Annotated in this window: 19 protein-coding genes; 4 read left to right on the forward strand and 15 right to left on the reverse strand. The window is 70.3% G+C overall.

All coding sequences use genetic code 11. The annotated features are described in order from the left end of the window. Positions 1-11: 11 nt before the first annotated feature. From ACXAHD_RS06875 to ACXAHD_RS06915, 9 genes are all read right to left on the reverse strand, one after another. Complete coding sequence (locus ACXAHD_RS06875; protein WP_289212843.1) at positions 12-2,564, reverse strand: lantibiotic dehydratase; 2,553 nt, start codon at positions 2,562-2,564, stop codon at positions 12-14. Further along, entirely contained in the window at positions 2,561-3,496 is a 936-nt protein-coding gene (locus ACXAHD_RS06880; protein ID WP_281554892.1) for a PHP domain-containing protein, read from the reverse strand. Before ACXAHD_RS06880 ends, ACXAHD_RS06875 begins: the two co-directional genes overlap by 4 nt. After that, positions 3,493-4,542, reverse strand: a complete 1,050-nt coding sequence (locus ACXAHD_RS06885) for a hypothetical protein (protein WP_289212844.1) — start codon at positions 4,540-4,542, stop codon at positions 3,493-3,495. The genes ACXAHD_RS06880 and ACXAHD_RS06885 overlap by 4 nt, the downstream gene beginning before the upstream one ends. Next, positions 4,539-5,624 carry an agmatinase family protein gene (locus ACXAHD_RS06890; protein WP_281554894.1) on the reverse strand — a complete coding sequence of 362 codons (1,086 nt, stop codon included), beginning with the start codon at positions 5,622-5,624 and terminating at the stop codon, positions 4,539-4,541. Before ACXAHD_RS06890 ends, ACXAHD_RS06885 begins: the two co-directional genes overlap by 4 nt. Further along, entirely contained in the window at positions 5,621-6,952 is a 1,332-nt protein-coding gene (locus tag ACXAHD_RS06895) for a B12-binding domain-containing radical SAM protein (protein WP_475049225.1), read from the reverse strand. Before ACXAHD_RS06895 ends, ACXAHD_RS06890 begins: the two co-directional genes overlap by 4 nt. A 36-nt stretch (positions 6,953-6,988) precedes the next feature. Then, entirely contained in the window at positions 6,989-9,523 is a 2,535-nt protein-coding gene (locus ACXAHD_RS06900) for a lantibiotic dehydratase (protein ID WP_289212845.1), read from the reverse strand. Between the two features lie 206 nt (positions 9,524-9,729). Then, on the reverse strand, positions 9,730-9,990 hold the full coding sequence (locus ACXAHD_RS06905) for a DUF6879 family protein (protein ID WP_353850373.1): 261 nt from the start codon (positions 9,988-9,990) through the stop codon (positions 9,730-9,732). A gap of 163 nt (positions 9,991-10,153) precedes the next feature. Next, positions 10,154-10,336 carry a DUF397 domain-containing protein gene (locus tag ACXAHD_RS06910; RefSeq protein WP_289212847.1) on the reverse strand — a complete coding sequence of 61 codons (183 nt, stop codon included), beginning with the start codon at positions 10,334-10,336 and terminating at the stop codon, positions 10,154-10,156. Beyond that, the gene (locus ACXAHD_RS06915; RefSeq protein WP_289212848.1) at positions 10,326-11,213 is read right to left on the reverse strand and encodes a helix-turn-helix domain-containing protein; all 888 of its coding nucleotides are present in this window, start codon (positions 11,211-11,213) and stop codon (positions 10,326-10,328) included. Before ACXAHD_RS06915 ends, ACXAHD_RS06910 begins: the two co-directional genes overlap by 11 nt. Before the next feature lie 456 nt (positions 11,214-11,669). Here ACXAHD_RS06915 and ACXAHD_RS06920 point away from each other — a divergent pair, with 456 nt between their 5' ends. Beyond that, the gene (locus ACXAHD_RS06920; RefSeq protein WP_289212849.1) at positions 11,670-11,951 is read left to right on the forward strand and encodes a flavin reductase; all 282 of its coding nucleotides are present in this window, start codon (positions 11,670-11,672) and stop codon (positions 11,949-11,951) included. Here ACXAHD_RS06920 and ACXAHD_RS06925 read toward each other — a convergent pair. From ACXAHD_RS06925 to ACXAHD_RS06940, 4 genes are all read right to left on the reverse strand, one after another. Continuing rightward, on the reverse strand, positions 11,914-13,968 hold the full coding sequence (locus ACXAHD_RS06925; RefSeq protein ID WP_289212850.1) for a tetratricopeptide repeat protein: 2,055 nt from the start codon (positions 13,966-13,968) through the stop codon (positions 11,914-11,916). The two genes, ACXAHD_RS06920 and ACXAHD_RS06925, sit on opposite strands and share 38 nt — an antisense overlap. Next, positions 13,898-14,365, reverse strand: coding sequence for a hypothetical protein (locus tag ACXAHD_RS06930; RefSeq protein ID WP_475049229.1), 468 nt, complete (start codon positions 14,363-14,365; stop codon positions 13,898-13,900). Before ACXAHD_RS06930 ends, ACXAHD_RS06925 begins: the two co-directional genes overlap by 71 nt. Positions 14,366-14,502: 137 nt before the next feature. Further along, positions 14,503-15,294 carry a pentapeptide repeat-containing protein gene (locus ACXAHD_RS06935; protein WP_289212851.1) on the reverse strand — a complete coding sequence of 264 codons (792 nt, stop codon included), beginning with the start codon at positions 15,292-15,294 and terminating at the stop codon, positions 14,503-14,505. 483 nt (positions 15,295-15,777) lie between these two features. Next, the gene (locus ACXAHD_RS06940) at positions 15,778-16,992 is read right to left on the reverse strand and encodes a PP2C family protein-serine/threonine phosphatase (RefSeq protein ID WP_281554905.1); all 1,215 of its coding nucleotides are present in this window, start codon (positions 16,990-16,992) and stop codon (positions 15,778-15,780) included. Between the two features lie 75 nt (positions 16,993-17,067). On the opposite strand from ACXAHD_RS06940, the gene ACXAHD_RS06945 reads away from it, so the two are divergent. Further along, complete coding sequence (locus ACXAHD_RS06945; RefSeq protein ID WP_281554906.1) at positions 17,068-17,457, forward strand: DUF1304 domain-containing protein; 390 nt, start codon at positions 17,068-17,070, stop codon at positions 17,455-17,457. 277 nt (positions 17,458-17,734) lie between these two features. Then, positions 17,735-18,559: a poly-gamma-glutamate hydrolase family protein gene (locus tag ACXAHD_RS06950; protein ID WP_289212852.1), complete on the forward strand. Its 825-nt coding sequence runs from the start codon at positions 17,735-17,737 to the stop codon at positions 18,557-18,559. A gap of 32 nt (positions 18,560-18,591) precedes the next feature. On the opposite strand, the gene ACXAHD_RS06955 is transcribed toward ACXAHD_RS06950, so the two are convergent. Together ACXAHD_RS06955 and ACXAHD_RS06960 are read right to left on the reverse strand one after the other, a co-directional pair. Further along, on the reverse strand, positions 18,592-20,022 hold the full coding sequence (locus ACXAHD_RS06955; protein WP_289212853.1) for an MFS transporter: 1,431 nt from the start codon (positions 20,020-20,022) through the stop codon (positions 18,592-18,594). 18 nt (positions 20,023-20,040) lie between these two features. Beyond that, positions 20,041-20,976: a glycerophosphodiester phosphodiesterase family protein gene (locus ACXAHD_RS06960; RefSeq protein WP_289212854.1), complete on the reverse strand. Its 936-nt coding sequence runs from the start codon at positions 20,974-20,976 to the stop codon at positions 20,041-20,043. Between ACXAHD_RS06960 and ACXAHD_RS06965 the strand changes: the two genes are divergently transcribed. After that, positions 20,960-22,255 carry an Hsp70 family protein gene (locus ACXAHD_RS06965; protein WP_281554910.1) on the forward strand — a complete coding sequence of 432 codons (1,296 nt, stop codon included), beginning with the start codon at positions 20,960-20,962 and terminating at the stop codon, positions 22,253-22,255. The genes ACXAHD_RS06960 and ACXAHD_RS06965 overlap by 17 nt on opposite strands. Positions 22,256-22,276 lie beyond the last annotated feature (21 nt).

The raw sequence follows: 22,276 nt of genomic DNA on the forward strand, positions 1-22,276 counted from the left end.
GGCACCGGTCGTCACCCGTGCCACCCGGCCGAAAACAGCGCGCACCGAAGCTCGGTCGTGTACCGGACGCCGCCGGTCTCGAACCACCGCTCGTCCGGGGACGGCAGCATCTCGGACACCTCCAAAAGCCCCGCGCCGCGACGGGCGATCCGGCACAGCTGGCGTACCAGCAGCGGCGCCTCCCAGTCGACGTAGACGGGTTTGGGCTCACCGGGCGCCTTGACGAAGACGTGACGCGGCAGGCCCAACTCGGCGCGCAGCCGGCACGCCGCGAGATATTCCGCAGCGTCATCGGCGGCGATCCGGTCGCCGGAGAGGGTCACACCACGCAGCCGCTCGGACGGCACCCGCCAGGTCTCCCGTTGCAGGATCACCCGCCCGCACCGGATACGGGGCACGTGCGTCAGGGAGGCGGCCCGCAATGCCACGCCGCCGAAATGGCGCGGAAAGGCGAACGGTGACAGCGGATCCTGAAGGATGCTTGGGCCTCCGGCTGGCGGCGCCATCAGCCGCAACCGTCCCTCGACGTGGTGGGCCCGCAGTTCCAGGCGCCCGCCATTGATGATCAGGTACAGCTGGGTGGGCTGCAGAACCAGGTCGCGATCCTGCGCCGAACGCCCGAACACTTCGAGATCGTGGCAGGGGTAGACCAGCTGGGTGGAGGACTTGTCCGGGTGCCCGCGGGACAGGTTGACCAGGATCTCGTCGCCGTCGAGCAGCGACTGGTACCCCCGGTACACCTCCGGCAGCAGGCGCGGGTCGAGCTCCTGCACCAGGGGACCGAAGCTGGTGTGCGTGATTACTTCACGGACCGCATGGCAGTCGCCGATCACGGCGGTGAACGCGCCGCGCGCCAACGCGGCCTGGCTCGGGGCGGCGAACAGGACATCGGGGTTGCACAACGCGGGCGGGTCGGCCGGGTGCGCCGCGATGATCCCCTCCAGTACGTCCCGGGGAACCACCACCTCCGGGCGGTCGGTGTCCGGCCCGATCAGCGCGTGCAGGATCACCTCGTCCAGCTCGACCAGTTCCGCCTCGATCGGCGCGCAGTCGCGGGCCAGCCGATCCAGGTCGGCGAACGAGCAGGCGTACAGGCGGTCAAGTGGCACCTCCACGCCGGTGCCGAACGTGTCGCGCACCCACCGGGTGAGCACCTCGCGTTCACGCCGCATCCGCAGGCGCGGCCCAGCCAGCACGAGCTCATAGACGACGGCGAGCTCGGTGGTGAGAAAGTCGGCCACGTCGGGTCCGATGGTCAGCCCGCGCAGCCGGCTGTGCGCCTCCTCGAACAGGATGCTGCGGTCGGCGTAGTGCAGGCCACTGTTGCGGTTGCCGGGCACCCCGGTCAGCTCCTCGAAACGCCGCTTGGCTGCGGTTAGCACGGCGGGGCGCTGGGCCGGGGGCGCGGCCGAGAAATGCAGCAGGTCCTGTTCGAACGCGTCGACGGCGGCCAGCATCGGCGCGGCGTGCGCGGCGTCGTGAGGCAGCAGCTCCCGCAGGCGGCGCAGCGGCGCGGCGTCGCCGACCGGCACCTCGAACTCGGCCGTGAGCCACTTATCGTCCACGGCACGCCGCAAGACCTCCTCGAAAGGTTCCGGGAATGGCCATTCCGCGCGCAGGTCGGCGACGGTACGAGCGCCCACGGCGCGTTCCCACAGCCACTGTTCACCGGGTGTCACGTCCCAGTCGCCTTGCTGTCGAAAGTGCCACTCGGCGTCCAGACCGTCGCGGGTAGTGAAGGCGTACGCCTCGATGCGACCGTCACGTAGGAACGTGAGTGGTCGCCGGCGGGGCCGGACGTGGTCGAGCATGCCGGGCATCTCCCCGGCGGCGAGCGCGAGCCGTTCGGCCGCCCAGTGGGTGAAGAACGCTGTGCGCCGCAGCGGCCCTTCCCCCGTCCAGGTGATGCCGGGCGTCGTGCCGACCCGGCCCACCGTGAACGGGCCGAAATGCGAGTGTGTCTCGTTCTTGGTGGTGATCCGTTGCAGATACATGGTGAGTAGGTCGGTCATCTTGCGGGTGTGCCGTCCCGGCTCGCCGTGGTAGCCGTCCAGCCAGGCCGCAAGAGTGGGATAGGCGGCGTCGTTGGACAGCAGCAGCACCTGGCGCAGAGAGTCCTCGATGAAGGCCCGCGCCACCGCGTCGCCGGCGGCGTCAAGCCGTTCCCGGTGCTGGTCGCGGAACACCTGCCAGTCGGTGTGCAGCGCGGCGGCCGCGTCCCGGTACGCGCGTAACGGACCGCTCTCGGTGTCGGGCAGGGCGTCGAGTACCGGGGCGAGGTCCTCGGTGGTGATCGGGCGGAGCTGCCCGATCTCGGAGGCGAGTCGCTGCGTGCCAGCCTTACGGTGCCGGCGGAGCACCGCCTTGGCGGTGGCGGCCAGTTCGGCCAGACGCTCACGGCGTTCGGTCAGCGAGACCGCCCGAGACGCCTGTTCGGCGTCGACAAGCGGATCGAGCATCTCCAGCGGATATCCCGCCTGCCGCAGCACGACGGTCGGCACCAGATGCCAGGCGTGGTCGGGCGCGTTCATCTCGACGCTTGCCGGATGTGTGTCAGTGGTCATGTGCCTGCCTTGGTCACGCGGGCGGTCCGGCGCTCGTGCAGGGCGTCAACGATCGCCATTGGGTCGGGGCCCACGACCGGGACCCGACCCGGCGTGGGCACCCAGGGTTTGAGCCGTGGGCCGTGATAGTCGGAGCCGGTCGTGGCGAGCAGGCCCACGGCCGCGCTGAGCTGTGCCAGCCGGGCACTGTCGGCCGGCCGGTGCCAGCTGGTCCACACTTCGATTCCGGCCAGGCCGGCGTCGGCCCAGGTGTCCAGCAGGACACGGCACGCGGCGTCGTCGCGTGCGGACAGCAGGGCCGCCGGGTGGGCCAGGACCGCCACGGCGCCGGCTTCGCCGATCCACGACAGGACCTCGGTCAGTGCGGGCCGCCAGGGCGCGGGCACGTGCAGTGGCTGGCCCGGGCGGCACCAGTCCCGCGCGATGGCGCCGTACGTGCCGGGCCCGTAGATGGCGAACCGCGGGTCGTCGCCAGCGGTGCGGGCCAGCAGCGCCAGGTAGTCGCCCACGTAGGCGACCCGGTCGTCGCCGAGTGCGGCGTCGACGTCTTCCTCGGTGAGCGGCACCCCGATCGCCTGCACCCGCTCAATCCAGGCTCGCCACCAGGTGGCCTCGGCGTCGTGTACCGAGCGCACCCGCCGGGCGAAGGCGGCGTCGGCGGGGTCGACGAAGTATGCGAGGCAGTGCACCTCCTCACCCTCCCAATCGGCGGTGATCTCGCAGCCGGCCACGACGGTCGCCGCGCCACCCACCGCCGCGCTGAACGGCGCGATGCCGCTCATCGTGTTGTGGTCGGCCACCGCCACCACACGCAGGTCGGCAGCCAGGCAGTACGCCGCAGCCTGTGCTGGTGCGTCGTCACCGTCGGAACGCGAGGTGTGCACGTGCAGGTCGACCGGAGTGGCGACGGCCGACGGGACGCCACGGGTCACGACGGCATCGGTAGCGAACGCCGCCAGGCCGCGGACAGCCAGCGCTCGTACTCGGTACCCTCGGGCTTGTCGACCACCATGCACAGTGGTTCGAGGACGCGACCGGGCCCGCCCCGCAACCCACCGTGAATCATGGTTAGGTTGTGGCCGATCAGCAGGTCACAGTGTTCACCGGGGGCGGCGACCTCCCAGCGCTCGCGCAGCTCGCTCCACGTCGAACCGGTCGCCGACAGCATCATGTGGCAGAACAGGCGCGCGGCGTCGCCCTCGCATCGCCCGCACGCACAGCGCCGTGACAGCGGCACGGCGGCCGGGAAGCGCTCGGCGTCCGCCGAACTCAGCGGGCTCTCGCTATGGTGGAAGGACAGGCCGTGCCACATCGTCTCGCCCAACCCCAGCATCGCGCCATAGGAGGGGTAGGGGCAGCCGTGCTCCGGCTGGCGCAGCACGGCCGTACGCAGGTTCTCCCCCAGCCACCGGGCGGCCGTGACCGTGTCGTCGGCGTCCTTGATGCCCCGTGCGCCCAGCACCTCGTGCACGATCGAGATCCAGTCGTAGTACGTGGTGACGCTCAAGCCCTCGCCGGGGTCGGCCAGGAAGATCCCCTGGTACATCTTGTGCGCCGGGGTCGTGGTGTATCCGGTGGTCCCGAACTCACGCATGGCCGGGTCCCACTCGGGCATGTCCAGCCGGCTGGGCGTCAGGTAGGAGCAGTGCTGGCCGTCGTGGTGGGGTAGCAGGGTGCGGGTGAAGAATCCGGCCGGCACGTAGGTGCTCTGGGGCTTATCCACCTCCAGCCGCATGTCTGCGGGAGCACCGCGGAAAATCAGTGTCCGGCGGATCCGCTGTGCCAGATCCAGGGCGATCCGTCGGCTCTCATCGACGCCCAGCCGCAGCCGTCCGATCCGGAACACCGCGAACCCGATGTCGTGCAGCAGGTCGACGGCCCGGCCGCTGAGCCGGTCGGCGAGGTCCGGACGTTCCCGCTCGGCGGCCGACGGCAGGTCGGAGCAGTCGATGAATGCGGCGGCGGGGGCGAATCTCATCGTTGCTCCTGAGTACTGCCGGGGGTCCAGGGTGCAAGTCCGGAGGGTTGCGAGTCGGTGCGGAACAGGAAGTTGAACAGCAGGTGCGCGGCGATCTGGGCGGTGCTGCCCGACGGGTCGTAGCGGGGGGAGACCTCGGCGATGTCGAGCGCGACGACGGGCAATGCGCGCAGTTCCTCGTACACGTCTAGCAGTTCGCCGACGCTGATGCCGCCCATGGTCACGTGCCCGGTGCCGGTGGCCGACGCGCTGTCGAGCACGTCGATGTCGAGCGAGATGTACACGGTATCGCATTGTTCTCCGAGCCGCGCGATCACCGGGGCAAGCGCGGCCGCCGCGCCGTCGCGGCGGATCTGGGCGCCGGGCACCACGTGGAAGCCCCGGTCGAGCAGGCTGCGGAACTGGTCGTACTTGGTGACATCACCGACGCCGACGAATGCGATGTCTTCGGGCCGGATGCCGGGAATCTCGCTGATCCGGCGGGAGTTCGACCCGTGGTAGAGCGGCCCGTGCAGCACATTTACGTTGCCGAAGTCGAAGTGGTGGTCGATGTTGATGAATCCGAACCGCTTCGGGCCGTTGTCGAGCCGGCCGGCCCGGAACCCGGCGAACGTCGGGAACGTGCAGGAATGGTCGCCGTTGAGGAAGATAACGTGCGGGGCGGCGGCGCTGACCCGGCGTGCCTCGGCGGCGACCGCCTGGAACGTCTTGACCGTGTTGGTGGGGTAGGTGTGCAGGTCGCCCACGTCGGCGATCCGGGGTGCCCGGTAGCGAAAGGTGTCGCCGCGGCGGGTGTCCAGCATCTGCCACTCGCCGAGGCTGTTCAGGTAGCTGGCGAAGACCAGGCTTGCCTGGCGGATTGCCCGGGGGCCCTCGGCCGCGCCGGGTCGGGAGCTGGCCGTGCCGTCGAACGGTATGCCGGCCACGGCCCAGCCTTCCCCGCCGAGATCGGGGGTGGCGCCACGGGCGTCGGGCGCGCCGAACAGCGTACCCAGTCCCGCCCAGCCGGGCAGCGGGTCCTGTTCGAAGTCGTCAGGTTTGACGCTGTTCTGTAGGGCCTCAAAATCTGGTAGCTCGCTCATCGCGCCTCCGAATCGCTGGTTGCGGCGAGGGCACCTGCCAACCCGCCGCGGACGATGCGGTGGGCGGTGGCGACCTTTTCGTGGAACAGTTCCCAGCTGCGCTGCGGGGTCAGGTACGCCGGGCGGTAGACGACCGGCGCGTCTTCGCGCCAGTTGGCGAAGTCCCAGTCGAAGATCCGGCCGCGCAGCCGGGGGAAGTCCGGTACCAGGGGGTACGGGACGAAGTTGTAAAGGTTGAACAGCCACAGCCGGTCGCGGTTCTCGTCGAGCCAGTCCAGCGTCACCCGGTGCGACTCCTCGGTCTCCTCGTCGAGGCCGCCCATCAGATTAAGCACCACTTTGAAGCCCGCGTCGCTGAGCTCGCGGATCCGGCCGGTGTAGTGGTCGAGTCCGCGCGACAGCTTGCCCAGCCGCTTGAGCATCCCCGAGTCCGCCGATTCGAAGCCGAGTTCCACCGCCACCACGCCCAGTTCCTGCATCTGGTCGAGGACCTGCTGCTTCACCTGCAGGACATGGGTCTGCACGATGAACCGGTAGCCGGGTCGGTCACAGAACACGTCGATGAGGTTGCGCACTGCCTCACGGGACTGGCCGAACGTCTTGTCGCCGATGTAGATCAGCCGGGTATCCGGGAATCGGGTGGCGAGATCGTCGACCTCGGCCTCCAGGGCCTTGCGATCCACCAAGGTAAGGCTCTTACTCCACGCGTCACCGCAGAAAGCGCACTCGTATAGGCAGCCGTGGCTGGCGTTGAGGCGCAGCAGCGGCACCTGGCCCCGATAGCCGCCGAGGTGCCGGTAGTCGGGCATCCAGGTGATGCGCTCCTCCGACAGGCCCTTGACGAAGGGTTTCTCGCTGGCCCTGCGGCTGTAGTCGAGGGCAACGAGCCGCCGGACGAACCTGGTGTCGAGCTGTCCTCGGTGCACCAGGTGTACCGAGCCTTCCGGAGCCAGCGGGGCCATGTTTCCGCCGAGGACCACCCGGCGGCCGGCGGCCTCCAGGTGGCCGGCGACCTCTAGGGCGAGCCGGAAATTCTGCGCCAGCGGGGAGCACAGCACCAGGTCGCCGGGTTTGGTCGCGGCCATCAGTGGCTCGGTGCAGGCGGCGGCGTCGGCGGGGATCCGCGACAGGTCCTGAAACGTGGAGTCGATGCCGGCGGTGTCCAGTAGAGCCGTCAGGTGGGCGACCCAGAGTGGCATCTCCCACAAGCCGTCGGCTGGGATGAAGTACTCGGGAAGGAACGACCGGAACGCCTGGTCGTAGGCGAGGTAGTAGTCGGACAGGCGGCTGTCGGGCGCCGCGGTGGATGGGAAGGGCAGTTGGACCACACAGCCGCGCAGCAAAGTTCCTCCAGTGGGTGCGTGTCAGGGGAGCTGCGCGCCGGTACCCCGGGAGAAGAGAGCACAGCGCAGCTCGCTCGTGTATCGCTTGCCGTCGAGGTCGAGCCAGAGGTCCGTACGGGCGGGGAACATCTCGCTGAAGTCCACGGGGCGTCCGGTTCGACGCGCCAGCCGGCACACCTGCCGCACCAATAGCGGCGACCTCCAGTCGACGAAGATGGGTTTGGGCTCCCCGGGGATCTTCACGAAGCCGGTGTCGGGCATGCCCCGGCGGCGTCGCAGATCGCGAGCGGCCAGAAACTCGGCTGCATCGCCTGAGGCCGGGTGCACGCCCGGGCTCCAGCCACGCAGCGCGGTCGCTGGCAGCCGCCATCGGGCCCGGTGCAGCACGACTCGGCCGCAGCGAATCCGGGGCAGGTGTTCGCGGTCATCGGTGTGCAGGCCGATCCCGCCGAAGTGCCGGGGGAACGCGAACGGTGACAGGGGGTCCTGGCGGATGCTGGGTCCGCCCGCGAGCGGGGCGAGTAGCCTCAGCCGCCGGTCGACTCCGTGCGCACGCAGTTCGGGCCGGCCGTCGCGGACGGTCAGAAACAGCTGTCCGGGGTGCAGGACCTCGCCGGGCCCCTTGGGCGATCGACCATAGACCTCCAGGTCGGGGCATGGATAGGTCAGTTGCGCGCCGGTCTTGTCCGGGTGGGAGCGGGACAGGTCGACCAGGAGTTCGTCGTCGTCGAGCAGCTCCTGGTAGCGCCGCACCACCTCGTCGAGGATGTCCGGCGCCTCGGCTGCGATCAGCGGCGCGAAACTCGAGTGGGTCAGTGCCTCGCGGACGCCGTGGCAGTCGCCGACGACCGCGAGGAACTCGCCGCGGCCGATCGCGGCGGCGTTGGGTGCGGCGATCATTACGTCGGGGTTGCATACCGCCGGTTCCGGCACGGCGAGCGCGGCCAGGGTCTGCTCCAGCCGGCTCCGGTCGGTGACCGCCTCAGCGTCGCCGAGGCGCCAGTCCTCCAGCAGGGTCGCCAGGATGGTGCGCCCGGCTGCCGCGATCTCCTCGTCGACCTGCTCGCATTGGCGGGCGAGGGCGTCGGCATCGACGTAGAACGCGGCGTAGAAACGGTCGAGCCCGACGTTCGTCCCCGCACCGAACCGGTTGGTCATCCACTCGCCGAGCAGCCGGCGCTCGCGGTGGACGCGGATTCGGGGTCCGGTCAGGGCCAGGTCGTAGACGATCCGCAGCTCCTCGGCGATCAGCGCGGCCATGTCGCCGCCGAGGCGCAGATCCTTGACTGGGCCGTACGCCTCCTCGTAGAAGATTGCGCGGTCGGCGTAGTGGGCACCACCGGCACGGTTGGGCACGGTGCCGGTGACGGCGGCGAAGTCCTCCTTGAGCCGGGCCAGCAGCGGCGCCCGGTGTTCGGCGGGGGCGGCGGCGAACCTGTCGAGTTGCTCGCGGAAGGACGCCACGGACCGGGCGTCGTCGTCGGTGTCGGGCAGCAGTCCCGCCAGAGCCCGCAGGGGATCCGCGGTGCCGATCGGGATTTCCCAGCGGTCGATCAGCAGGTCGGCCCGGACCAGGCTGTCGAGCACGTCGTCCAGGTGGGTTTGCCGGTCGCCCCAAGCCGCCCGTAGCTCGCCGATCGTGCGTGTGCCGTCGCAGTGCTGCCACAGCCACCGCTGGTCCTCGTCGAGCGGTGTGGTGGAGACGGCCTCGAACCGCCAGCCGTCAGGCATCCCGGTGGTGGCGCGGAAGGCGTACCGGACGAGGCTTCCGTCGTCGAGAAACGCCAACGGCCGTCGGCGGGGCCGCACCAACTCGTGGTTGCCTGGCCGTCCGCTGAACGTCTCGGCGAGCCGTTCACCGGCCCAGTGCGAGAGATGCGCGACGCGGCGCAGCGGACCGGCACGCCATGAGACACCGGTCGCGGCGGGGATCACCCGAGCCACCGCCAGCGGCCCGAAGTGTGAGTGGGTCTCGTTCTTGGTCGTGACTCGCTGCACATACATGGTAAGCAAGTCGGTCATCCGTCGGATGTGGCCGGACGAGCCGGTGGCGCCTCGCTCGAGCCAGGCGATGAACTCGGCGTACCGGGCGTCGTTGGACAGCAGGAGTACCTGCTGGAAGTCCGGTTCCGCGGCAATCCGGATCACCTCGCGGCGGTTCCGGTCGATCGCGGCCGTAAGCCGTGAGATCCAGGCGGTCCAGGCGGTGTCGAGGTCGGTCGCCGCTTGCTGGTATGCCGTCGCGGCACCGGCCACCGCGCCGGGATGGTCGCGCAGCAGCCGGTCGAGATCAGTCGCGTGGAAAGGGCGCAGCATGCCGACGCCGGACGCGAGATCGCCGCGCCACCCGGCCCTCGCTGCACGCAGGGCAACTTTGAGGCGCTGGGCAAGGCGCCACGTGGTGTCGCGCTGATCGAGCACATCATCGGCGTAGCCAGCGCAGTCCGGGTCGAGAAGGCCGTCGGCCAGGGCAAGAGGAAAGCCCGCCTGCCGTAGCAGCACGACCGGGGCGAGCGACCATCGGCCGATGGTCGCTGCGCGCGCAGCGATGCTCATATTCCCCCGTTACCTGATAGCCATTGCCAGACGGCTGTCAAATCCGCGACACACGTGCGGCGTCGCTCGATCGAGGACAGTGAGGTCCAGTAAACCCAAGACGAAGATCGGAGTCAATGGGATTACGAGTGTTGTACGACCGATGCCGGCAAGGTCCAGGACTGGCGCTGCGTCGGCCGCCTCAGCGTCGGATTGCCCGGCTGGGATCAAGCGTCGGGCCGCAGATGTAGTCGAGCCGTTCGTCCATCCACCCCGGGCAGCAGCAGGTCGGCGGTGCGTCGCCGTGGCAGCCATCGGACCTGCTCGCCAGCGGCGATGTTGGTGCAGGTCCCGTCGTACTCGTAACGGATGTAGGGGCTGATCGGCTCGGAGATGATTCGAGCCCGTCGCAGCACCATGCCGCGTCGGGTGGCCTCAGCCTCGACGTCCAGCCACGGCCGCCACCATGAGGCACGGACAGCCCACAGGTGATGCCGCCGGCATCAACTTTCCCTACGTGGGGCGTGATGTTGGCGGCATCGCGGGGTGAGGAACCTTCGGATGCTGCCGCCGAACGGCGCGAAGCCCTGGTCCGACGCTCCGTCATTGCCGGCGGACCAGGGCTTCGTCGTTGGTCGGGAGTGGTGCGGGTCAGTGTGGGGTCTTCACCGTGTCGACGAAGTGCTGCCAGGCGGCGGTGTCGAAGGTGAGGACCGGGCCGGTCTGGTCCTTGCTGTCGCGGACTGCGACGCGGTACGGGTGGCCGGCCACCTCGACACAGTCACCGTCGGCACCGGACCGGGTGGACTTACGCCAGACGCCGTCAGCCTTCATCGTCGTACTCCTTGGCGATCCGGGTGATGAACTCGGTCGATTCTAGCGGGGTGAGGCAGTGTTGCTTGAGTGACGACCAGATGCCCTCATAGGTCTCGATCTCGGTGGGTTTGTCGAGGTAGACGGCACCACACGGGCCGTCGGAGTAGACGGTGGTCGGCTCGGGCGGGCGGACGCTGACCTTGGGGAAGGTCAGGATGGAGAACGACCCGACCTCTGGCCTGCTGGGAAGTCCGGCGGCGAAGGGGAGGACCCGGACGGTCACGTTGTGGCGTTGGGTGGCGACGGCGGCGAGGTGCCGCAGTTGGCGCGCCATCGCGGCCCGATCCTTCGTCGGACAGTGAAGGGCTGCCTCGCCGATCACCACGTCGAGGTCGGGGGCCTGTGGGACGACGCGGGCGAGCAGCTTCTGCCGCTTGGACCGCACTTCGATGCGTGCCTGCTGCTGGGCCTGGCTCAGGTCGGGGTTTCCGGTGGTGATGATCTCCGTCATGTACTCCAGGGACTGGAGCAGACCGGGGATGACATTCGGCTCGTACTTGCGGATCGTCGAAGCGGCGGCTTCGAGGCCGACGTACAGCTTGAACCATTCTGTGATGGCGTGGTCGTAGGCGTGGTACCAGCCGCGTGACTTGGTCTCGCGGGCCAAATTGCGCATCGTCGTGATCGTTTCCGGGGGCGCGCCGTAGAGCCGGCACATCGCCTCGGCGTCGTTCGGGTGGATCGGCACCTGGCCGCCCTCGTAGCGCCAGATGCGCGGCGGCGACCATTCGAGTGCCTTGGCCGCTGCGGCGACCGTGACATGTGCGTCTTCGCGAAGCTCTCTCAGATATCGACCCAGTTGCCTGCGCGGGACAGTGCTGCCGGCGTCGTCCACGAAACCCCGTCCTCTCGTGTCGCGTAATGGTGGGTGGATGTTGGGTCCGAACCTACCGGTGCGAGATTGCGCTGAGCCAGATGGCGAATAAGCATGATGTGAAGGAAGAGTTCAGTGATCATGGGAAATGTGTTGCGAGAAGGGTTGACAAATGCGGTTGAGGTCCACACGCGACGGCGCGATACGGTTCGCACCGCGACACGCCCGGAACTGGCGGCGACTCGGCCGGTACTGCCGCTGCGGAATACGCTGGCCATGCCCCGACAAGTACCTGCCGTCGACCATCGCCCCGTACCTGCACAACACGCCGGTCCCGCGTCCGAAGCCGACGGATCGGCCGCCAAACCAGTCGCCGCAGTGGGATCGCGGCCCCCGATGGAACCAACCCACCGCGTACGTGTGGGTCGCCGGCCTGTTGACGCGCGGACAGCGTGCCCGAGTGAACGGGGCACACTGATGCACATCGCGTCCCGCCCCCACTGGAATTGTCGCGAGTGCGGTACGGAATGGCCGTGCGAAAGCGCCAAGATCGAGATCACCGCCGACTGGGCGAACGACCGGGTCGGGATGTGCGTCTACCTCGCCACCCTGATGTGTGAGGCGATCGACGACCTGCTGGAATGCGACGCCGAGCAGCTCAGCCCACCGGACCTGTACCGCCGGTTCCTCCGCTGGCCGGACCAGGTCGCCGAGTCCGAAGCTATTGCTCGGCTGTCAGCGCGTCCCGGCGAGCCCTGACCGCTATTGCCTCGTCCCCGCGACCAAGCCCGTCGAGTACGTCCGCCAACGTCCCCAACGCCCCGACCAGGTCCCCGACGTACGCCATTGGGATTTGCTGGTACAGCTTCTCGTAGCGCTCGACCGACTCGGTCGCGGCGGTCAACGCCTCAGGCAGTTCGTACTGGTGGGCTGTCCGTACCCAGGCTTCGGTCCAGAGCGACATGGCGAGGTCGGGTTCGTAGGCGGCGGGTTTGACCTGGGCGAGCCGGCGGCGGATCGTGACGGCTTCGGCGGTGGCGGTCATGGCCTCATCCTGCCGCCCCAGGTCCGACAGCATCACGCCGAGGTTGTTCAGCGACATGGCGAGGTCGGGTTCGTAGGCGGCGGGGTTGGCCTGGGCGAGCCGGCGGTAGACGTCGGCGGCTTCGGTGGTGGCGGTCAACGCTTCGTCGCGCCGGCCCGCCTCCGACAGCCGATTCCCGAGCGATCCGAGTAGACGTGCCGTAGTCGGCTCATCGGCGGTAGCGAGCCGGTGCGTTGTGAGGCGTCTGGTGATAGCTGCTTTGGCGACGGCCAAGCCGACGTGCAGTTCCTGCGGCAGATGCGGCTCAATCGCCTCGAGCGCGCTGATGTCGAGCGTGTCGACGTCGGCTATCCGGGCCAGGATGGTGCCGCCAGCGGCGACCGCCAACTCGGGGCGCTGACGCAACAGCGGGGAGAGCAGCCGGGACGCGACGTGCGGCCAGCGGATCGCGGCCTCGACCAGCACCGTCAACGCCGCTGCCGACCAGGGCGGCTGGCCGGCGCTATCCGATTCAGTGCCGGTGATCAGCCGGGTGATCGCCCGGCCGGACCACGGATCGGCCGGGGAGCCAGCCACCCCGTGACCGGGCAGCCGCAGCGCGATGAAGTCCTCGCCGAGCCGGTCGGGATACAACGGCTCCAGCACCTTGTCCGGCTCGGTCGGCGGGTAGCAGACGGCATGGTCGGCCAGCATCTGGTCGGCAGCGTCCGGCGCGCACACTCCTGCCGTCGTCAACGCGGCCAGGCCGTCGTCGTAGTCGAGCGGCCGGGTCAACGTCGCGGTGCAGACCGTACGGCTCAGCAGCTGCGAGATCGTGACGAAGCCGGCGCGCTGTTCGTACAGCTTGTGCCAGTGGTCGACCTCGCGGCGCAGCAGATAGGCCGACAGGTCCCGATCGCCGGTCGGTGCGGTCCGCTGGCGCGCGGCGGCGTCGACCGCGACCAGCGCCGCCATGTGGATCACCAGGATCTGCCGGTACGCCTCCCCGGTGGCCAGATCGGCCGGCGGATGGATCGAGCCGCCGTCGATGCCGTACGCGTAGGCGAACCGGTCGGCTGCTTCGGTGAAGATCCGCTGCCGGTTCGCGGGTCTGTCGGCGGCCGGGGTCAGCGCGGTGACGTCGGCCGCGTACCCGAGCGTGGCCAGGTCATGCTGGTACGGCCACAACGTCGACTCGGGTCGGGCGAGCAGCAGAAGCCGGGTCGGCACACCCTGGCGCAGCAGCCGGTCCTTGAACATGTCCCGCAGGTCTTCGGCGGGCCAGCGTTCGGCATAGTCGATGATCACCAGCAAGCCACGCCCGGTTGCCTCGGTGGCCTCGGGCGGGTCGTCGGCGGCGAGTTGGCTGCGGTGCCGGGCGACCGCGACCGCCCAGCCGGCGGCGATGCTGTCCGCGCCGAACTGGGCCGCGAGCCGGGTCTTGCCCTGCCCGCCCGGCCCGTGCAGCAGCCGCACAGCGACCCCGCGCGCCGGGTCGTCGCGCCAGGCGGCCAACTCGGCGCGGTCGGCGTCGCGCAGGGCGGTGAACGGCACCACCTGATTGTTGGCGGCGAGCAACATGCTCGGCTGGTCGACCAACGTACGCGGGTCCGGTGGCCGCTGCGGCTGCCACCGCTCCACCCGGTACGCCGGCCGCTGCTCGTAGATGGTGATGTGCTGGTCACCGGCGGCCTGGAACACCTGCCCGTGGCCGCTGGCCTCGCCGTGCAGGTGGATGTCCGGGTTGGTCACTTCTCGTTGATGTGCTGGTCGCGGGCGGCCTGGTAGACGCGGGCGTTATGCTGCCGACCTGCTGCTGGTCGGCGGGCGGCAGCAGGGGAGTGAGGGTGTCGTCGAGCAGGCGACGCAGCTCGGCGGCGAACGCCGGATCCTGGCGGATCAGCCGCTGCAGTTTGCGTTGCCAGTCGTCTACCAGGCCCCGCTCGGCGTCAGTGTCACCGTCGCGGCGAGCGGCCATGACCTCCTCGCGTACCTCGGCCAGCTCGGCGGCGACGGCGTCGGCCTGCTGCGGGCGTACCCGCCGCCACAGCGCGACCGCCCCGTCACGAGCCTTCTCCCACGCGTCCGTCGCGATCGCCTGGATCAACGCGGCACCGGTCGCCGCCGCGACCGGGTCGATGTCCACCATGCCAGCCACTCCGTCCGTCCGAGGTGGCAACCACAGTAGACCCATACCGCCAGCCAGTCGGACCGCCTCGCTGTCGGATCCGCTACAGCAGGGGTGATCGTGGCGCGCTGAACCACCTGTACGAGTGACGGCTGCCGTCACTCCGACTCCGCGTCCCCTTCTGTCTCCTCCTCCACCGGTACGCGCACCACCCGCCGCGTGTCGAGATCGACCCGCCACCCCGCCGGCCACATATCGCTGTCACGATTGCCGTCCCCGATGCGGGCATCAATGAAATCGATCTTTTCTTGGTACATCGCTCCGTCGAACCAGGCAATGCCGATGAATGTCGCTTCAGCGAAGCGGGCGGTGCCGGCGAACGTCACCCCGACGAACCGGGCGTCGTTCAGATGGCAGTTACTGAAGTCGGTGTCGAGGAGGGTGGCCTCGGTCAGGTCGAGAGTCATGCCATTCCAGTAGGCCTGGCTCGGGGTGCCGTTCGGCGTCGTCGGCCGCAGGTGACGGGCGAGGATGCGCTGTGCGGCCAGCCGTACCTGGCGCTCCTCCCGGGGGTCAGGCTGCTTCGGGGCACCCGGTTCCTGGCCGGTATCGGGTTCGGCGGTGTTCTGATCTGCCTGCTCCTCGGTCCGCGGGGTGTACGGCATGCGCAGGTAGGCGCAGATCACCTCGACGATGCTCTGCCGGTGCACCGGGTTGTCCTGGGCGAGGCGTTCCAGGGCGTAGAGGCCGGCCAGGCGTACCGGTGCCTTGTCGGAGCCGAGCTGTTCGGCGGCCTTGACATACAGCTCGGTGACCCGTTTCTCGCCCGCGTCGTACTCGGTGGCCTGCTGGGTCCGTTCGGTGACCTGCTGGCGGCGTAACGCCAGCAGCAGCGCGGCGGCGGCACCGAAACCCGCGCCGACCGATAAGCCGGTGCGGATCGTTTCCACCTGAAGCTGCGCCTGCTCCAGCGGCGTCCCGACACCGGCGAACCGTGGACTGTAGGCCCCACACCGCCGCCCAGGTGATAGCGACGACGGCCAGGAAGCCGATCCCGAGAATCCAGGTCGGCAGTGGACGTAGTGGACGCTGCGGCGGTACGGGTGCCGCCGACGATTCGCCCGCCCGCCGCGCCCGCCGCCACAGCACCCCGCCGACTGCCAACCCAGTCACGCCGGCCACGGCAAGCAGCAGCACCAGCCAGTGGCCGACGATCAGCCGCCCCAGCATCGTCCACAGCCGACCCGGCAGCAGCAGTACGGCGGCGGCGAGCAGGGCCACCGCACCTGCGGCCGCTGGCGTCGCCGCCTTCCAGTGTTTGATCACCCGGGTGTCCCGCCGTCCGCCGAAAGCCATCCTCGGGGCACCACAGTAGATCCGTACCGCCAGAAGGGTCGGACCGGCGCGGTGTCGGATGCCTTACGGCGGAGGTGTCACAGCGGGGTGGGCAGGACACGGACGGCTGCGGTGCGGGACCACTCGGCCAGCAGCAGGGTGGCGTCGTCGTCCGGTGCGCCGCCCCGGTGCTCAGCGACGGCGCGGGCCAGTCGGCGTACCGCCTCGGGGGCCGGCAGCCCGGTGGCGGCCTGCCGTTCGGCGAAGTCGACCAGGCGGCGCAGACCGAACGGCTCACCGGTGCGCACCCCGGCCTCCGGCACCCCGTCGGTGAACAGCAGCAGCTGGTCGCCGGGTTCGAGGATCTCCTCGCCGACGCGGGCGGCGGTGTCAGGGATGCCCAGCGGCAGTCGGCGGCCGGCGCGCAGCTCCCGGACCATTTTGCCGCCGCGCAGCAGCAGCGGCCTCGGGTGCCCGGCGTTGACATACCGCAGCAGACCGGTCTCCAGGTCCAGATCGGCGAGGAACGCGGTGACGAACCGGGCGTCGGTGAACTGGTCGGTCAGCGACGCGTCGGCGGTGCGGCCCTGGGTGACCAGGTCGTGGCCGCAGCGGCGGGCCGACCGGACGGCGGCGATCACCGTCGTGCAGGCCAGGCCGGCTTTCAGGCTGTGTCCGACGGCGTCGAAGATCGCCAGGAAGGCGTGGTCGCCGTCGATGGCGTAGTCGAAGCCGTCGCCGCCGACGTCGTAGCAGGGTTCGAGGACGGCGCTGACGGTGATCCGCTGCGTGGCGGCGGTCAGCGGCGGCAGCACCTGCGACAGCAGTTCCCCGGCGACGGTCGCCGGCCGGGACCGGCCGACCAGCCGCAGATGGTCACCTTTCGGCCGGGTGACGGTGATCAGGTGCCCGACCAGTCCGGCGACGGTCTCGCAACGGCGGCGGGTGTGCCGGCCGTCGGCGTCAGCCGCATCGTCGAAGACGTACTCGATGACGCCGAGCCGGTCGGTGCCGTCGACCATCGGAATCCACCACGCGGGCGCGTTCAACGCCGGGATCGACTCGACCAGGGTGAACGAGCGTCCGGCGACGGACCCTTCGACCGGTTGCGGCTGCGGGTCGGCCCGCCCCGGCACCGGTACGGGCCGCAACGTGTGCTGCTCCTCGTCGGCCAGGTAGATGGTGGCGTGCACACCGAGAGTGGCCATCACGTCGGCGAACGCGCCGCCCAGCTCGTCGGGCTGGAACAGGTGGGAGCGCAGCAGCACGTCGCTGAGCGCGTCGAGCCACTGTCGTTCCGGCGTACGTTCCATGGCCGCCACCCTACGGCGTGGCCGGTCCGATAGATTTCGTCCGGTCGGTACACGACTCGTGGGAGCGGGGACACCGTGGTTGTCGCAGGTCTGGTCCTCGCCGGTGCGGCGGCGCTGATCCACGGCTACATCTTCTACCTCGAATCGGTGGTGTGGACCGCGCCGCGTACCCGAGCGGTGTTCGGCATCCGCAGCGAGCAGGACGCGCTCACCACCCAGGCCCTCGCCTTCAACCAGGGCTTCTACAACCTGTTCCTGGCCGTCGCGGTCGTCGCCGGCATCGTCGTGGTCGCGGCCGGGGCCACCGCCGTCGGCGCGACCCTGGTGTTCACCGGCGCCGGCACGATGCTCGCCGCCAGCCTGGTCCTGGTGGTCTCCCGGCCGGCGATGCTGCGTGCCGCGCTCATCCAGGGGTTGCCGCCGCTGCTGGGTGTGGTCGCCCTGGCGGTCGGGCTCGCCGGCTGACCGGACCCGGCTCACTGTCTGAACCGCTCCGTACGGCAAGGCCAGTCGCTGATTGGTGGCCTGCCGTCGATGTCGGGTCACCAACACCCCAGACGTCGCTGATCCGACGATTCTTCGGTGCAAATGGCGCCGTACCGCTGCATTTTTCAGCCGGACAGGGCCTGCGCGGACGGAAACCCGGTCGGCAAATGGTTAGCGGTGCCGTCGGCGGCCGTGACACGGTGTGCCTCGCCCGACACCGGAGGGCGAACCGCAACCACACCGCAGGAGACACCTCGTGAACACCAGCAGAAGGACGGTCCTCGGCCTGCTCGCCACCGCGGCGGTCGCCGGACCCCTGGCGACGCTGCCGGCCACCCCGGCGGCCGCCGCCGACATCTACACCTCGAACACCGACCTGTACTCGGATCCGAACCTGGCCGAAGGGGTCGACTACGCCCGCCGCTACCGCCGGCATCCGCTGCTCGACAACTCCGACGCCACCGCGACGCCGTTTCCGCGTACCGCGATCATCGCCCCGCACGGCGGCGGCATCGAAGGCGGCACCTCGGAGCTGTGCCTGGCGATCGCCGGCTACCACCCGGCGGACCTGGCGGCGACCCCGCCGGCCGGCCCGACGTACGACTACTGGATGTTCGAAGGCATCCGCTCGTCCGGCAACGCCGAACTGCACGTCACCGCCAGCCACTGCGACGACGTCCCGGCGTTGTCGGTGGCGGCCGGCGCGCTGAACGTCGTCACCCTGCACGGCTGCACCCCGGGCACCGCCGGGCTGCCGTCGAACGCGCAGGCCGTCGCCGTCGGCGGACGCAACGCGGCGTTGCGGGCCGCGCTGATCTCCGCCTACACCACGGCCGGGATCACCGCGTTCGACGCCACCGGCATCCCAGCGATCGCCGGCACCGCCACCGACAACATCGTCAACCGGACGCTGCTCGGCATGGGCGCCCAGCTGGAGCTGACCACGCCGCTGCGGGCGGCGATGTTCGGCACCAACACCCGCTCCCAGCGCAAGAACACCACCAACACCCTGTTCTGGGATTTCGTGGCGGCCACCCGCACCGCCATCACGCAGATCGAGGCGACGCAGCCGATCCTGTGACGCTCACCGCGGCACCCCGCCCCGCTCCCGGGTCACAGCACCCGGGGCGGGGTGTTGCCGGCGGCGACGATCGCCCGGCGCATCGGCACCGCCAGCAGCAGCACGAACCCGACCACAAAGAAGATCAACAACGAGACCAGACCCACCCGGTACGAGTTCGTCAGCTGGAACACCAGCCCGAACGCCAGCGGCCCCAGCCAGCTGGTGCCCTTGTCGCTGATCTCGTAGAAGCCGTAGTACTCGCCTTCCTTACCGGCCGGGATCAGCTGGCTGAACAGTGACCGGCTCAGCGCCTGGGAGCCGCCGAGCACCAGGCCGATCGCCGCGCCGAGCGCCATGAACTGCGCCGGCGCCTCGGCCGGCAGCCGGAACGCCGCCACGATCACCCCGGTCCACAGCACCAGGCTGCCCAGCACCGTCTTCCACGCGCCGATGCGTTGCGCGACCGCCCCGAGCAGCAGCGCCCCACCGAACGCCAGGAACTGCACCAGCAGGATCGTCACGATCAGCGTCGACTGGCCCAGCCGCAGCTCCTCGGTGCCGTACTGGCTGGCCAACGCGATCACCGTCTGGATGCCGTCGTTGTAGACCAGGAACGCCAGCAGGAAGAACAACGTCAACGGGTACGTCTTCAGCCCGCGCACCGTACGGCCCAGCTGTTTGAACCCGTCGGTGAGCACGTTGCCGCCCGGCCGGGCGTCGACCGCCGGGTGTTCCCGCAGCCAGGCCAGCGGCACCAGGGTGAACACCGCCCACCACACGCCGGCCGACACGATCGACCAGCGGGCCAGGTCCAGGGTGCGCTGCGCGTCGCCGTCGACGCTGAACGACTGCACCACCACCAGGTTGACGGCCAGCAGCAGCCCACCACCGAGGTAGCCGAGCGCCCAGCCCCGGCTGGAGATCCGGTCCCGGTCGTCGGGGCCGCCCAGCTGCGGCAGGAACGAGTTGTACACCACCACGCTGGCACCGAACGCGATGTTGGCCAGGACGAACAGCCCGCCGCCGAGCAGGTAGCGGTCCCCGGTGACGAACACCATCGCGACGGTCGCCCCGGCGCCGACGAACGCCGACACCGCCAGCAGCCGCTTCTTGTGCATCGACCGGTCGGCCAGCGCACCCATCACCGGCAGCACCAGCACCGTCAACGCCACCGACAGCGACACCAGGTACGGGAAGTACGCCCCCGGCGCCACCTCGATACCGAGCGGGTACACGGACCCGGCGCACTCGTCGGCGTCGGCCGCGCAGCCGGCGGCCTGTTTGGTGACCGTGGTCAGGAACGGCCCCAGGAACACGGTGATGACGGTGGTGGAGAACGCCGACATCGCCCAGTCGTAGAAGTACCAGCCGGTGCGTTCCCGCCGGGTGCTCGACGGCGCGGCACCGGGCGACGCCGACGGCGGCGGTACGGGCGCGGGCCCGGTAGGTGGCCCGCTGGTTGGCTCGGTGGGGTCGGCCATCGGATCCTTCACTGTCGGTCAACGGGCGGCGCGGTCCACGTCGACCCGCCGGTCGGGCGGCCAGTGGCCGCGGGCGAGATACACGTCACGCAACACCTCGACGTGATCGGTCATGATGCCATCCACCCCGAGGTCCAGTAACTCGTGCATCTGGGCGGGTTCGTCGATCGTCCAGACATGCACCTGCAACCCCAGCCGGTGGCAGTACGCCACGAACCGGGCGTCGACCACCCGTACCCGGTTGAACCGCACCGGCACCTGCGCGGCCACCACCGACGGCGGCAGCCGCAGCCGCCGGCCGGTCAACGACCCGACCCGCAGCCGGGTCACCGCCTGCATGCCCAGCGACGTCGCGACCCGACCGCCGGTCGACGTCCGCAGCCGGTGCAGCCGCCGGTCGGAGAACGACGCCAGCAGCACCCGGTCGGCGGCGGCGCACCGGTCGACCGCCGCCAGCGTCGGCTCCACCCCGCCGTCGGCCTTCACGTCGATGTTGAACCGCACCTGCGGCCAGCTGTCGAGCACGTCGTCGAGCCGCGGCACCACCGACGCGCCGCCGACCCGCACCGTGGCCAGGTCCGCCCAGCGCAGCCGCGCGATGCTGCCCTTGTCGCCGGTCACCCGGTCCAGCGTCGGATCGTGGAACACCACTGCCACCTGATCGGCGGTGCCGTGCACGTCGGTCTCCACGTACCGGTAGCCGAGCCCGACGGCACGGCCGAACGCCTCGGCGGTGTTCTCGTCACCGCGGGCCGCGCCGCCCCGGTGCGCGAACGCGATCGGAGCCGGCGAGTCCAGGTACGCGAACCGGTGCGACACGCAGCGCAGTATGCCCGCCGCCGGCAACCTGCGGGCGTACGGCAGGTTGCGCGACGCCGACCGGTCACCGGCCGGTGACCGGTGCGGGCCGCCGCACCGCCGGCAGTAGGGTGCCCCCATGCGGGCACTCGGCATCGACTTCGGCACCTCGAACACGGTGGCGGTGGTACGCGGCGGCGACGGCCGGGTACGGCCGCTGCTGTTCGACGGCACCCCGCTGTTGCCGTCGGCGGTGTACCGCGACGCCGACGGGCGGCTGCTCGTCGGCGCGGACGCGCACCGCCGCGCCCGCATCGACCCGTCCGGGTTCGAGCCCAACCCGAAACGCCGCGTCGATGACGGCACGGTGCTGCTCGGCGACGCCGACGTCGCGGTGTCGCAGCTGGTCGCCGCCCTGCTGCGCCACGTCGCCACCGAGGCCCGCCGCCAGCTCGGCGGCGTCGACGAGGTCCGGCTGACCCATCCGGTGCGGTGGGGGGAGCGGCGGCGGATGGTCCTCATCCAGGCCGCGTACGCCGCCGGGCTGCCCCGGCCGACGCTGATCGCCGAACCGGTCGCCGCCGCCTCCTACTACACGTCCGCGCTGGGCACGGCGATACCGCCCGGGCGGGCGTTGGCCGTCTACGACCTGGGCGGCGGCACGTTCGACGCCGCCGTGGTCCGGCGTACCGCCACCGGGTTCGACGTGCTCGCCGAGCAGGGCCTGGCCGAACTCGGCGGACTCGACTTCGACCAGGCGCTGGTCGAGCATCTCGGTGGCGTCTACTCGCCCAGCCGCACGAGCGTGTGGAACGGTCTGGTCGCGCCGGCCGACACCGGGTCGCGGCGGGCCCGAGCCCTGCTCTACGACGACGTCCGCGGCGCGAAGGAGATGCTGTCCCGTACGGTCAGCGCCGACGTGCACCTGCCGGCGTTGGACATCGCCGCCCACGTCACCCGCGACGAACTGGAGTCGCTGATCCGCGACCACCTGGCCCGTACCGTGACGTGTCTGGCGCAGACGGTCGCCGCCGCCGGCCTTACCCCGGCCGACCTGGTCGGCGTGTTCCTGGTCGGCGGTTCCAGCCGGATCCCGCTCGCCGCGCAGCTGATCCACACCGAACTGGGGGTTGCACCGACCACCTTGGAGCAGCCGGAGACCGTCGTCGCCGACGGCGCGCTGCGCCTCGGTGCCGCCGCCCGCGCCGGCCTGCCCGGCCCGCGTCCACCGGCGCCGGTGCACCCGACCCCGATGTCGCCGGCGCCGATGCCGACGCCGGTCTCACCGCACCTGGCGCCGATGTCGCCGTATCCGGTGTCTGCCGCGCCGGGCCGCCCCTGGTACGACGAACACGGCCCGGTCCTGGTGGCCGCACTGGCCACCATGGTCGGCATCGCCGCCGTGGTCGTGGTCGTGCTGCTGCTGTCGGGCTGACCGGACATCCCGACACCCCGC

The organism is Micromonospora sp. ABR4_055 (genome assembly GCF_056160425.1).